Annotated in this window: 13 protein-coding genes; all 13 read right to left on the bottom strand. The window is 37.0% G+C overall.

Annotated elements, in window-relative coordinates:
• Positions 1 to 35: 35 nt before the first annotated feature.
• A complete protein-coding gene (locus QPK98_RS06405; RefSeq protein ID WP_310992262.1) occupies positions 36 to 1,058 on the bottom strand; it encodes a glycosyltransferase family 4 protein in 1,023 nt (340 codons plus the stop codon).
• A complete protein-coding gene (locus tag QPK98_RS06410) occupies positions 1,021 to 2,220 on the bottom strand; it encodes an O-antigen ligase family protein (protein ID WP_310992263.1) in 1,200 nt (399 codons plus the stop codon). Before QPK98_RS06410 ends, QPK98_RS06405 begins: the two co-directional genes overlap by 38 nt.
• A gap of 183 nt (positions 2,221 to 2,403) precedes the next feature.
• Positions 2,404 to 3,522 (bottom strand): glycosyltransferase, encoded by a 1,119-nt coding sequence (locus QPK98_RS06415; RefSeq protein WP_310992264.1) that lies wholly within the window; start codon positions 3,520 to 3,522, stop codon positions 2,404 to 2,406.
• Positions 3,523 to 4,177: 655 nt separating this feature from the next.
• Positions 4,178 to 4,555, bottom strand: a complete 378-nt coding sequence (locus QPK98_RS06420; protein ID WP_310992265.1) for a GxxExxY protein — start codon at positions 4,553 to 4,555, stop codon at positions 4,178 to 4,180.
• A 488-nt stretch (positions 4,556 to 5,043) separates the two neighbouring features.
• Entirely contained in the window at positions 5,044 to 6,198 is a 1,155-nt protein-coding gene (locus QPK98_RS06425) for a glycosyltransferase family 4 protein (RefSeq protein ID WP_310992266.1), read from the bottom strand.
• Positions 6,199 to 6,582: 384 nt separating this feature from the next.
• Positions 6,583 to 6,960 carry a GxxExxY protein gene (locus QPK98_RS06430; RefSeq protein ID WP_310992267.1) on the bottom strand — a complete coding sequence of 126 codons (378 nt, stop codon included), beginning with the start codon at positions 6,958 to 6,960 and terminating at the stop codon, positions 6,583 to 6,585.
• Positions 6,957 to 7,223: a hypothetical protein gene (locus QPK98_RS06435; RefSeq protein ID WP_310992268.1), complete on the bottom strand. Its 267-nt coding sequence runs from the start codon at positions 7,221 to 7,223 to the stop codon at positions 6,957 to 6,959. The genes QPK98_RS06430 and QPK98_RS06435 overlap by 4 nt, the downstream gene beginning before the upstream one ends.
• A 40-nt stretch (positions 7,224 to 7,263) precedes the next feature.
• Positions 7,264 to 8,592, bottom strand: a complete 1,329-nt coding sequence (locus QPK98_RS06440) for a glycosyltransferase family 2 protein (RefSeq protein ID WP_310992269.1) — start codon at positions 8,590 to 8,592, stop codon at positions 7,264 to 7,266.
• Positions 8,593 to 8,633: 41 nt separating this feature from the next.
• Complete coding sequence (locus QPK98_RS06445; RefSeq protein WP_310992272.1) at positions 8,634 to 9,386, bottom strand: hypothetical protein; 753 nt, start codon at positions 9,384 to 9,386, stop codon at positions 8,634 to 8,636.
• Positions 9,383 to 10,201 (bottom strand): class I SAM-dependent methyltransferase, encoded by an 819-nt coding sequence (locus QPK98_RS06450; protein WP_310992274.1) that lies wholly within the window; start codon positions 10,199 to 10,201, stop codon positions 9,383 to 9,385. The genes QPK98_RS06445 and QPK98_RS06450 overlap by 4 nt, the downstream gene beginning before the upstream one ends.
• A gap of 382 nt (positions 10,202 to 10,583) precedes the next feature.
• Positions 10,584 to 11,471, bottom strand: coding sequence for a hypothetical protein (locus tag QPK98_RS06455; protein ID WP_310992275.1), 888 nt, complete (start codon positions 11,469 to 11,471; stop codon positions 10,584 to 10,586).
• Entirely contained in the window at positions 11,471 to 12,904 is a 1,434-nt protein-coding gene (locus QPK98_RS06460) for an MBOAT family O-acyltransferase (protein WP_310992277.1), read from the bottom strand. Before QPK98_RS06460 ends, QPK98_RS06455 begins: the two co-directional genes overlap by 1 nt.
• A 4-nt stretch (positions 12,905 to 12,908) precedes the next feature.
• Entirely contained in the window at positions 12,909 to 13,973 is a 1,065-nt protein-coding gene (locus QPK98_RS06465) for an exostosin domain-containing protein (RefSeq protein ID WP_310992278.1), read from the bottom strand.
• Between the last annotated feature and the right edge of the window lie 89 nt (positions 13,974 to 14,062).

Here is a 14,062-nt window from a genome sequence, read left to right on the forward strand (position 1 = left end):
CGCTAGCTTAAGCTAACCCCAAATTTAACAAAATTTTAGCCTTGCAAAAGCTTTATCCATTTCTTCTTAACATTATCCCAATCGTATTTATCCACTTTAAAACGGGCTTTTTGGCTTATCCTATTGGCTTCCAAAGGGTTTTCTGATAACTCTATAATTGCATTGACAAAAGCTTCGGCATTATTAGGCGGTACCAGCACTCCATGTTCTCCATTGGCTATTAAAAACGGCACTCCTCCTACATTGGTAGATACTACGGGCATGCCCAGCGCCATAGCCTCCATCACACTCACTGGCATGTTATCAAAATTGGTAGTGTTGATAAAAACATCATAGTCTTTTGATAGTTCTATCCATTCTGCTTTCTGCATCAGTCCTGTAAAAGTTACAGGTAGGTTTAATTCCGAAGCTACTTTTTTACAGCGCTCCATTGTACCATCCTTATCTGGCCCTACCATACACAAGGAAACCGATATCCCTCTCTTTAGCAAGCGTTCCACTATTTCTAAAGCGAGTAATGGATTGTATATTTCTGAAAAAGAACGTACCCATAGTAATTTTGGCTCCACCACTTCTCTACTTTTAAAAGGATAGTTTTCTATTGCTAAACTATTTGGAATATAGGTGAGGTTTTGAAAGCCTTCTTGTTGAAACTGCTTCAGCATATATTTTGAAGGTGCAACATTGGTATGCGATCCTCCAAAAAGAAACTTGCTTAGTCGCGGGTTATTTTTAAGTCGTTTAGAAAGGTTTCCACCGTGTAAAATAGGAATATAAGCCAATGCAAACACCTTACATAAGCCTGCAACCAGCAAGGCGTAATAAAAGTTTGTAGTGCTGTATGTGTCTATTAAAACTAGATCTACTTTATTTCTATTTTTGATCGTGAGCCGTGTCATATCAAATAACCTAGCAATCTTATTGAGTTTTGAAGAACCTGAAATAACAGAACACCCTTCCTCCTCGAGCTTTACTGACAGCGAGTCTATTGTGGTAGGAGGCTTTCCATGGACAGCCAATTTATTTCCTAGGTAGAGGAGTCTTTTTTTTGGTTCCATAATCAATGTTCAATAAGGCAAGCGCATAAATAAAGGAAGGCATGGCTATTCGCATAGAGGAATGCGCAATAGTCAAAAACCAAAATATCAAGAAAGGCCAAAAGAAAATATTCTTCCGCCCTTTTAATTTTGTAATAATAGGGGCAAATATTAATATCATCAAAGCTATAATACCAAACACACCATGTTCAGAAAGCATACGAGAGACTTCATTATGCGTTGGCAAATCTATTCCTAATTCATCTTTAAAAACAGATTTTACCCGTCCTACACCCATTCCGAAGAAAGGGTTTTCCATAAAAGCATCAATTTCAGCTACTAACAACTCACCTCTACCTGTGGTAATATCATCTTTTTGACGCCCCAGGGCATCCTTGTTTTCATATCGGTTTTCCAACATCCCTCCTGTTTGGAAAACAGTAAAAGTCCACACTGCCAGCCCTGTGGCAATAAGCGCTACAACCCTTACACTGGTTTTAACGGTTAATCTAAATTTTGTTGCAAAGTAAAATACCCCTACAAAAACAAGACACATTACAATAGCTACCAAAATACCACCACGAGAAAAAGTAAGCAGGGCTCTATAGGCCATCAAAACCATAAAAAACATCATAGTCCAATGAACCAAAACATTTTTATACGGAATCAATAAACGCGTAAGTAATAAAAACACGCCTAGCCCTAAAACGGTTGCCACCTGATTAGGGCCATAACCCCCAGAAACGGCAGAGTTGGAAGCCGTATTGGTAATAACATCCTGTACACTCGGAGAATACAATACTACATAAACCGTCGTGGCTATTAGAGGGTAGATAATATAATCGACCACCTTTAACATTTCGCGAAATGTTACTGTTCTTCCATAGGTGAAAATAGCGGCAATACTCAAACATATAGGGCCACTGAGGTTAAACATTACCGCTTTTCTAAAGTTTACATTATAGGCTATATCATCCAGCGTGATTAAAACGCCTGGTAGTAACAAGAGAATATAGACAATATAAGGCGCGGCACTTCGCTTAAATCCATAGTGAAACATGCCCAATAATGAAAACCATATAACTACATATTTACCGGTTTCCCAAAAAATATAAGCTTTGGTCATTCTAAAAAACACCTCTGCACTCATAAAATATGCCGCAGCCACAAGTACGTAAAGCAATTTATTCTTTTGGGTGATTATTAGCCAGGAGAAGTAAATTACCACCACGAAAGAATAAAGGAGCATCGCAGGGCGCGAAATGGTACCCAAAGCTCCAAGACCTATATGGAATAGAACGGCGTATAACGGCTTTATATTTCGAAGTAAATATGGTATGATCGCTTCTCGGAATTACAGTTTTAATTAATCAATGGCTTCATTTTTTATACGCTTTCTATATTGTTTAAAAGTAAACTGAAAAACAGTTTGATGGGCAGCAATCGCCATATTTTTTAAAAATACTTCTTCTATATCCATTGTAGCATTCAATAATACTAACAACTGCTTAGAAGTACAAGGGTTTACTATAAAACCATTATCATTGTTTACGTATTGCCCAATACTGGAAACACTGGAAACAATAGGGAGACACCCAAAATTCATGGCTTCGGCAATTACCTTCGGAAATCCTTCGGAAGCAGTGCTGGGAAGCAGAAAAAAATGTGACTGCTTATAAATTTCAAATACTTTATCTCTTTCTAAAAATCCGTGAAAGTGTGTAGGCAGATTTAATGCTTTAGCCTGCTTTTTATAGGTTTCCATTTTATCACCGTTTCCTATAAAGTGTATTGCAGCTACTTTTTCAAGGGAATTTAAACCTCCAAAGGCATCAATGATTCGTTGTACGCCCTTGGCATCTTCCAGCCTTCCCACAAAGCAAAAAGTGAATGGCGGCTGAAAACTTTTCTTCTCAACAAGCTGCAAGCCTTCTTGTCGCTCTGCTTCGGTTAAACACGGGTTTTCAAAAGTCAAACAATGTTCGGGCTGTTCTGGCCAACGCCCGTTGATAGTTACTTTTCTACGCTGTCGTTTTAACATCCATCGCTGTAGCCTATATCCTAACGGCGGATTCTTTTGATTCCAATTGCCAGCATATTTAAACCAGCCTTTTTTGTTGTTAAACCAGGTTAAGTAGGGAATTAAAACCACTCCTATCCCCGTGGGTGCGCGGAACTGAAAGACATCGACCTTTTTTAAAGTCTCACGAACGGTTTTTAACATTCCTGGGGTATGGGTGACAATTTTTAACTTGTCTCCTAAACCTTTTCCGCCTACAGGTTTTAAGGGGACAAAATGTATGTTTTTCTTGATGTAAGGCAAGGAGCTTGGGGGTGGTGCTTCGGGATGTAAAAAGGCAATGTGGTAGATCTCGTCAAAGTCTGCTGCCAAATGATTTATTTCACTAATAGTTGGCCCCCAGCCTACGATGTTGCCATTGACGTCTTGGTAATGTTCGGTATGGGAGATTATGGCGAGTTTCATGATGCGGGTTAGTTTATGGTTTACCACGGAGGCACAGCAAATTCTAATGTTTTATTATTTATTAATTTTTTGTAATTAATTATGCTTCTTCACCAACCTCTGCAACTCAACAGTGGAAAACATACCGCAAAGTCGCAAAGTACGCAGAGTTATAAGTGAACCATTTACTACAAAGTCGCAAAATACACAGAGTTATAAATTGTTACTTATTAATTCTTACTCCTTGTCCTCAATTTCTTCGCGACCTCTGCGCCTCTGCGGTGGACCATTTACTACAAAGCCGCAAAGCACGCAGAGCTATAAATTGTTACTTGTTTATTCTTACTCCTTGTCCTCAATTTCTTCGCGACCTCTGCGCCTCTGCGGTGGACCATTTACTACAAAGCCGCAAAGCACGCAGAGCTATAAATTGTTACTTGTTTATTCTTTACCTTTAATTATGCTTCTTCACCAACCTCTGCAACTCAACAGTGGAAAACATACCGCAAAGTCGCAAAGTACGCAGAGTTATAAGTGAACCATTTACTACAAAGTCGCAAAATACACAGAGTTATAAATTGTTACTTATTAATTCTTACTCCTTGTCCTCAATTTCTTCGCGACCTCTGCGCCTCTGCGGTGGACCATTTACTACAAAGCCGCAAAGCACGCAGAGTTATAAATTATTTACTATTCTTTTAAGCCCATCAACTAATCTAACGGAGTTAAAGTTGATCAAGAGTCCTAGTTTTACTTCTTTTAATTTTAAATAAGTTAATATCTGAGCAGTATGTATTGGAGCCAAAGTGTCTACTGACTTAATCTCCAAAATTACTTTGTTATTTACAATCATATCGATTCTATATCCAGCATTTAATTTTATCTCCTTATAAACCACTGGTAAAGGGACTTGTTGTTTTACACTAAAGCCCATTAAGGTCAATTCATGCGCCAAACAAACCTCATAAGTGCTTTCGAGCAATCCTGGACCTAATTGTTTGTGAACCTCAATAGATGCACCGATTATTTTTGAAGAAATTTCATTTTCAGTCATATCAGCTAATTTTATATGGCCTTCTCGCGCCTCAGCAGTCGAATGTTCCCTGTAAAGCCCGCGGTTATAAATTATTACTTATCAACCCTTTGCCATAAATTAAACTCCTTTACCAACCTTCGCAACTCTGTAGTGGAAAATACACCGCAAAGACGCAAAGCGCGCAGAGTTATAAGTGAACCATTTACTACAAAGTCGCAAAATACACAGAGTTATAAATTGTTACTTATTAATTCTTACTCCTTGTCCTCAATTTCTTCGCGACCTCTGCGCCTCTGCGGTGGACCATTTACTGCAAAGCCGCAAAGCACGCAGAGCTATAAATTGTTACTTGTTTATTCTTTACCTTTAATTAAGCTCCTTTAACAACCTCTGCAACTCTGTAGTGGAAAATGCACCGCAAAGTCGCAAAGCGCGCAAAGTTATAAGTGGACCAGTTATACAAACTCACAAAACACACAGAGTTATAAATTGTTACTTATTAATTCTTACTCCTTGTCCTTAAATTCTTCGCAACCGCCGTGCCCCTGTGGTTCACCTAAAATCTGCAAATAATGATTTATTACCTTCTCCCAACTAAAATTCTGAGACCAAGTTTTGGCCTGTTGTGAATAGGCTTGATAATTATCCAAAATCTCCGTCAAGGCAGCCTCGAATTGTTGGGGCTCCTTATTGCTTATCAACTTCCCCGAAACACCTTCTTTTATCGCATCTTCAATCCCACAACCTAAGGCACCAATTGCGGGAACACCCAAAGCGTTGGCTTCCAAAATAGCAATCCCAAAGCCTTCAACATCCCCCGTTTTGGTGGTTTCACTCAGCATGACAAACACATCGGCCTGCTGCAAGAGCTCGAGCTTTTCCTGTTCAGACACTTTCCCTTTAAAAGAAATCGCTCTTTCCACCCCTAAATGTAAGGCTAATTTCTCCAACTTCGCTTTTTCAGTAGGTATGCCAATTATATAATACTTTAAATCTGGATATTGCTTTAAAAGCACGGGCAAAGCATTAATAACATTGTGCTGCCCTTTACGCTGGGTAATATTCCCAACCGTGATTAAAACCGGTACGGGTTCGTCTTTAAACAGCTTGCTTTTCTGTACCTGCATTTCAAATCCGTTGGGGATTACCGCAGTGTTTTTTAAGTTTAGATGCGCAACTAAAGATTTGGTATAATTACTGACCGCAATTATTTTATCAAAACGTTTAAGAGATAAATCTGTAAGTTTTCGTAATGCTATATTGGGAAGCAATACCTCGCTGCCATGGATAACAGCTATAAACTTTTTATTAAAGAAAAAGCTAAGCAATCCGCCCAACCAGAGTGAAAACTTGCCTGAACAGATTACAACTTCACTGTTTCGGCATAGGGAGAATGCGGTTTTAATTCGGTTAAAGTAGCTGAAAAGTAGCATTTGCTGCCGTGGGATTCGTTCTAACTTAAATGCTAGGTTTTCATCAAAGTTTACTTCTTCGGTGCCAGATGCTGAGCGGGTGTCGCACATCACCTTTACTTCATATCCGTTTTCTTGCAATCCTTTGGCTAGGTGGTAGGCGTGATTGCCTATACCTCCGGGTTGGGGTGGGAATTCAGAAGTGAGTATGAGGGTTTTAGTCCCCCGAGATTCCCCTGAGGGGAACATTTGATGCGTTAACAATTTGTTTTCGTTATTTGGTTTAACAATATTTTTTTCACCACGGAGGCACAGAGGGCACAGAGGGTTCTTCTGATGCTCTGATGTTCACCGCAAAGACGCAAAGGGCGCAGAGGCTCTTCTGATGCGCTGGGGCTTACCACGGAGGCACAGAGGGTTATTCTGATACTCTGCTCTGAGGCTTACCACGGAGGCACAGAGGGCACAGAGGGGGTTTCTGATGCTCTGATGCGCTGGGTGGTCACCACGGAGGCACAGAGGGCGCAGAGGCTCTTCTGATGCGCTGGGGCTTACCACGGAGGCACAGAGGGCACAGAGGGGTTTCTGATGCGCTGATGCCTGGGTGTTTACCACGGAGGCACAGAGATTTTATTAATATCCATTTTTTATTCTTCTTATTCCATCAACCACTTTCACTTCATTAAAGTTAATTAAAAGACCTAGTCTCATATTTTTTAATTTTAGATATGTTAATATTTGGGCAGTATGGATGGGTGCTAAGGATTCAACTGACTTTATTTCGATTAGAACCCTGTTTTCAACAACTATATCAATCCTATAACCCGCATTTAATTTTATCCCTTTGTAAACTACAGGCAAGGGCACCTGTTGCTGGAACTCTAAATCTAACATCCGCAACTCGCGAGCTAGACAAACCTCATAGGTGCTTTCTAAAAGACCTGGACCCAAATGCTTATGAACCTCAATACATGCTCCTATAATTTTCGAAGATAGTTCATTTTCAGTCATGACTTAATTTTTTTCTCTGTGCTCTCCGTGCCTCTGTGGTGAACCTCTACCCTAATCACCCTTTTCTCCGTGTCCTCCGTGCCTCTGTGGTGAACCTCTACCTCAATCACCTTTTTCCCCGTGTACTCCGTGCCCCTGTGGTAAACATCTACGCTAATCACCTTTTTCCCCGTGTCCTCCGTGCCTCTGTGGTGAACCTCTACCTCAATCACCTTTTTCCCCGTGTACTCCGTGCCTCTGTGGTAAACATCTACGCTAATCACCTTTTTCCCCGTGTACTCCGTGCCCCTGTATTTTAAACTGTTACAGCATTTCAATCATTGCTCCTTCTTTTAATTTCTTTGTCGCTAACCGCCAAGAAATAATGACCTGCACTAACAAGAACGGAAACAAAAATAGGGAGATCAGTACACCGAGCATCAGCATTCTCTTGTTTTTCTTATAACGGTATGGAATAATAGAGGGTGGCACTGTTTTTAAAATTGCTAGTATGGTCCGATTTCGTCCATAGTATTTTCGAAAGTAATACAACACACTGGGGATAGGTCTAGGAGCAAAAAGGCTTTTCGGGCGAAACGCATCCCAACTGCCCATCTCGCGAAGGCCACCAGAACCAACTTTTAAATGCACCCGGCTTGCATCTGGGTTGGAGATATTTTTAAACCCATTTATAAAAGCACGTAATCCAAACTCGCCATCGCCCATGCGTTGTTTTTCAAACTGTCTATCGAATAAACCTATTTTCTTAAAAATTTCTTTTTTTAGTAAGACATTGCCCGTATCCAACTGGCTCGATATTCGGAAAAAGGAATAATTCTCAGGCACTTTACCGCCTACAACCGAAATAGAAACACCTGACGAAATATCGGCTTTAAAGAAATCTAGGGCTTTAAGATGGTTCGTAATCCAGTTGCTTTCTACCCTACTGTCATCATCAAAAAGAAGAATGTACTCCCCTTTTGAGCTTTTAATAGCGTTGTTTCTAGCTAACCACAAAGCTCTTTCCTCTTGATAAAAAAGCCTGATGTTTAATTTAAACTCTTTATAGAAATCCTCGCGATACGGAGCTGATTGATCCACCACAATAACCTCAAAGTTTTTATAATCTTGCTCTTCGAGGTCTTTTAATACATCTTTTAAATATTCATATCGGTTTAAAGTAGGTATCACGACGCTAACCAAAGGATTTTGATGCAGTAGTTTTGATTGATAGTTCTTATAATCGGGGTATGGAAGAGGTGTTTTTAGATAATCGCTCCTTTTTGTGTGTCTGCTTCTGCGCCAAGCAATAACCTCAATTAATGGATTATTAAAAGAGAAAAGCCGTAATAATAGCACATAAAACACCCATACAGGGTGAAAGTATTTTCTAAGAAACCGGTATTGATCAACAACCGGCAATTTCCGAAACAGTCTATGGGTTTGGGTTGGGCCTATATATCCTTTTTCAATTGCTTGCCATGCGAGGTCATAGCCCCGGGCTGACTTGCTTTTAAAATTGGAATCTAGTTGCAGCTGATTGCTTATCTCCTTTGGCAGCTTTTCAACAACCGGAAAAACGGAGCTACCATCTTCCATAAAATGCTGAAAGTAGTGCGTGGGCTGTAGGTATTTTAATAAGAAAAAAAGCATTTAGTATATTTTTCTTTTTAATAACTCTTTATGTGCAAGCATTAATTAGGATTGAAATTTGAATAATTTTTTATTGATAAACTTTCTTTATACATATAGTCCAAATACATTTTAACATTCCTTTTAACACGATCTTCTATGACCGATTTGCCAACAACGCCTTTATTATCATAATGTCTTTTCCCTCCTTCCCCTAAATCCAAACCGTAAATTTCTATAGGTAAATTCATTCTTGTAGCCAAGAAGTATCCAAAAAGCAATATAAAAACTCCACTGTTCTGAATCTTTATAGGCAAGTTCCTATCGAAATAAAACTTTTCAAAAGTATCAAAATTCGATATTGAATTAGCATCATTTAATTCCCTTGAAATAAACACTTTGTTTTTATTTTTTAATAAACAAATGTTTTTCATAAGGTATTCAAAACCTCTTTTATGAGGTTCAGAATTATTATAATAAAATAATACTTCTTGATTAAATTTCAGAAATTTACTTCTCGATAAAATCTTCCGGATAAAAAATCCATCATTCACATAATATAAAAAGTCTTGATGCTCTACCAATTCTTTCCCTTTGTTGGTAACTAGATATAAATTTTTATTTGATTTTTCTTTTAATGTCAAAACGCTTGGCCCGTTACAAACAATGATAATTTTCTCCTTTGCTGAATATTTCTTTATTAAGTAATCAATAGACCCCGTTGAGAACTCATTGTCTTTAAAGGTGAAAGCCTTTTTGAAAAGAATAGTTATGTAATAGATTTTTGAATATATGCGTTTTTGTAAAAGTTTCATCTTTTCTTGAAAATAGCTATGATGGTGGGGCCTCTATAAGTTCCTAATAAGGACTTTAAAATATGGTTGTAAGTTTCCTTTTTTTTCCAATTGAAATACGGGTATTTCTTTTCATAGCAAAGTACAATTTCAAAACCGTAAATTTTAGCGATGTTTTGTAAACTTTCAACAGTAAAAAAGTTTAAATGTATTGGAGGCCCAGATTGATAGATTTTGTTGTTGAGGTTTTTGTAATTCAAATACTTATTAAAGTTAGGAACAGTAAAACCTAATGTCCCGTCTGGTTTGATTTTCTGTTCTAATATTTTAAAAAGTAAACCCAAATCTTGAAGGTGCTCAAATACTTCAAAAGCCAAAATAATATCAAAAGTATCTTCAATTTTATTTAAGGACTTAAAATCGCCTTGTTTAATATTCAAGTTTGCTTTTTTTGCTCTCTCAACAGTTTTTTTATCAATTTCAATTCCTAAGTAATCAATTCCTTTACTTTGTAAAAAATTAGCCACTACCCCTACCCCAGCTCCTATTTCAAGAACTTTTGGATTTTTCACTTTAATTGCCTTATTTAAGACTTTTGATTTAGTTCTGCCTAATTTGTATTTGTTTTTAGAAATCAGATCGTCTGATTCTTTAATATGAGTTGAATACTGTTTAGTTTGATTATAGAGTTTATCATATATTCTGGAAAACATTTCCTCTTCAAAAATGTCATTACAGAATACGAGTTTACATTTACTACAAATAACCAAATTATACCTTGGATTAATAAGTTCTATCTTTGATGAACAAATTTTACATTTATTGTACTGATTCATAATTTACTCAATGACATCTCCTTTATATTGTTTTGTATAACTATGCGCAATAATAATATTTCGCCAATCGAAAAAACCATGAACTGAAAATCGATAAGAATGATCGTCTGACGTATTTCCGTGAAATGTGCTTCCCGTAATTGAAGTTTTGGAAAAGTTCAGCTTTAGTCTTCGGGCTTTTTTAAGAGGAAATATTTTCTCTCGGATAGTCTGAGATACACTGGTGGAAACAATCCACAGATAAATTGATATGACTTTAAATAGGGCATTGCTTACTTTTTATTTAATTCAACTTTAAATTTTAATTTCAGGAAAAACCTTTCCATATCAATAATTAAACTTATAACCTGTTGTTGACAAGCTGAAGATATAGTAAATTTTACTATTGCTTTTTACGATTCGAAGGCGATTCAAAAAACAAATCCACCAACATATTAGTGAACACTTTTGCGCCTTTTTTATTTACATGAATCTGATTACTAAACAGATTCTTATCCTGTATTGTATTCGATAAATCATGGTAATTAGGAAGATGCTTCACTAACACATCAAAACTTCCTTCCGGCCTATAAATTGGAGCAGTAAAGTACACAACCTCTATATCATTTTCTTTACAAATTTCATTTATATTAATAAAATGTAGGTTTGGTTTATCTTTTAAAGAAAACTTATATGGTTTATCCTTTTTTAGTTCCCCTATTGCTTGTGTATAACCTCGAGAAGAGGAATATTCCAGCCCTTTGTTTAATTGACTTAATATAACATTTCGATAGCCTATTCGAGAGTCAAACATTTGATATCTATAAAATGGCACATACCTATAAAAGATGTACTCTTTACCATAAGGTTTAAAAACTTCATAAACGTCATCATCAACTATAAACGGCAACCAACTCAATTGTCCCGTTTTATCTGGATTTTCTTTATTATACCAATGATCAACCTGTATAAAAAATCGTTTTGCCGTATTGTTTTTTAAATACTCTTTAACAGCTAACTCAATCTCTAGGGGACCTGAAGCCTGTATCGCTAAATTTAATCCTTTTTGCCCAGTTTTATCTAAAATAAGGTTTGGAATCACATAATTATTACCTCTGGAAGATCCAAAGACTACATAGTCTAAAAATTCATCTTGAATATCATGCATCCACATAACCTTATTTCTATATGCTCCCTTTTCATATGTGCTATTATATATAAAGTCTAACACATACATAGAAGCAATCAAAATTAAAACTAGACCAAATATGTACTTTACAAATTGCTTCATTAAAATTGGAAGTATATAAAATCTTGAGCTATTGAGAAACTTCCGAATATTAGAATCATAGCGATAATTAAGCTAACTTTTAAATAAGTTGGCCTTGCCGAATACAAGGGAAATTCTATGTTTCTTGAATACCATTCAATTCCCAATAAAATTACAATTAAAGGAATTATTTCAAATGAATATCTTTCAATATTTAGCATTTCGATATTAAAATCAAACTTTAGGATACCCTTGATGTAGTCAACGGCATCTTTAACGGATACAGCTCTAAAAAATATCCATCCAAAGAGCGCAATACAATAAGTAATTAAAAGTGAAACAATCTCCCTTAAGGATGGTAATACCTTATTGAAAGCTACTGTATCTGTATTTGTTCTATTTTTCCTTGAAAGCAACAAAGGGATGAAAAACAAGGCATTTATTGCTCCCCAAACTATAAAAGTCCAATTAGCTCCGTGCCAAAACCCACTAACTATAAAAACTATAAAAACATTTCTAATTTGCTTGTTACGAGACACTCTACTTCCACCCAAAGGAATATATACATAATCGCGAAACCAAGTAGTGAGCGAGATGTGCCATCTTCTCCAAAACTCTGCTATATCTCGTGAAAAATAAGGATACCGAAAGTTTACCATCAACTTAAAATTAAATAGCCTTGCCGTACCGATAGCAATATCTGAATAACCCGAAAAGTCGCAGTAAATCTGAAACGAAAAATAGATTACTCCTATAATTAATGTTGCACTGGAAAAGTTGGCATGATTGGCAAATATTTCATTTGCAAATTGAGCACAGTTATCAGCAATCACAATTTTTTTAAAAAGGCCCCAAATTATTTGTTTTACACCAATTACAGCTTCAGCCTTATCGAATTCTCTTTCTTTATGAAACTGTGGCAGTAGATTGCTAGCACGTTCTATTGGTCCTGCAACCAACTGGGGAAAGAAAGAGACAAATGCTGCAAAACTTAAAAAATCCTTGGTCGGTCCAATCTTTCTTCGGTATATATCTATGGTATAACTCAAGGTTTGGAATGTATAGAATGAAATTCCAACAGGCAGAATAATTGAGAGGGTATTGGGTTGAATAGTTCCGCCAAAAAATGTAAAGGCAGTAGTAAAGTTATCTATAAAGAAATTATAGTATTTAAAAAATCCCAACAAACCTAAATTGACTCCTAAACTCAAAAAAAGCAAGAATTTTCGATACTTTAAATTAGTGCTTTTCTCCATTTGGAGTCCAATGGTATAATCTACAATAGTACTAAACATTAGCAGTGACAAGAACCTCCAGTCCCACCAGCCATAAAACACATAGCTGGCCAGCAAAAGGAGTGCATTTTGAAACTTCAAATTTTTATTGACTACAAACCAGTAGAGAATAAAAACTATCGGCAAAAATATTGCAAAGTCTAATGAGTTAAAAAGCACTTATCTATCGGGTATAATTATGATATATGAAGGTTTCAAAAAACCCTCCCAACGTCAATCGCTCTTCCCACAACTGTCTATTGGCATGTTGTAAATCTATAAAATCCTTTTCAGATAAACCACTATGAAAATCTGCTACTTTTTCTACAACCCTATGCCGTTCGTTATATTCCACCCAAACTACGTGTTTTTTCCAGTCTAGTTTATCGTCAAAAGGAAGGGCGCAATCGGTATTTATAAAAACGGGGATTCTGCCCATTGCCAAAGTTTCATAAAAGCGAATGGAGAAATTTCCAGCGCCGCGAACACAGACTACATAAGACGCATTTTTCAGATTGTCATAAAACTCCATCGTAGTCGCATGCGTGTCTTTTTTCTTAGTCACGCCTGCTCGATATTCGTCACGAAGAATAAATAGCGTATCCACCAATTCCGACTGCTGCAATTTCTTTAAAACAGAGGCTCGCAGATGAGTGGTAGCGATCAGTGCTTGAGGTTCGTTTTTACTCTTTCCAAGATAATATTTCAAATTCCGTGCAACAGTCAACAGCAATTCTTTTGCCGCCTTGACCTTAGACAAACTAGCGTGACCACAAAATCCAAGTAAGGGTTTTGATGTATAAGGCAATGCAAATGGCGTTTGCGTTTGATAGTATTTTTTTAATGGATCATTAATAAAACTCGGCAGCGTAAATTCATTACTAGCGAATTTAGAATGATAACCGCTTTCTCTAAAAATAATAAGATTGTCAAAGGAAGGTGTTTTTACTCCGAAATCGCCCGAATTCCACATTAGCACTTTTTTGTTTTTTGATTTACATTCGGTAACAAAATCAACAGCTAATGCTACTTGATTGGTTTTTACATAGTAATTCCACGACATGGTAAGCACGGCCAGATCTGCTTCTTCTAAGGTTTCTGAGAACTGAAAGTCATTTTCCGACGTGTGATACATCGCCATCCGCTCGGCGTCTGTAAATCCTTTGCCTTTAATAAAGGGTTTTAGCAAGGGAAACACCGCACCGCGATGGGACTTGTCGTAATGGGATTTAGGGAAGAATAGTTTCATTTTTCGGTTGTTATGGTCCCCCTAATCCCCCCGAGGGGGACTTTGGACTCGGAATGGTATTAAGTTTTAGGTTACAATTATACTATATC

Source organism: Aequorivita marina (assembly GCF_031631895.2).
Taxonomy (GTDB): domain Bacteria; phylum Bacteroidota; class Bacteroidia; order Flavobacteriales; family Flavobacteriaceae; genus Aequorivita; species Aequorivita marina.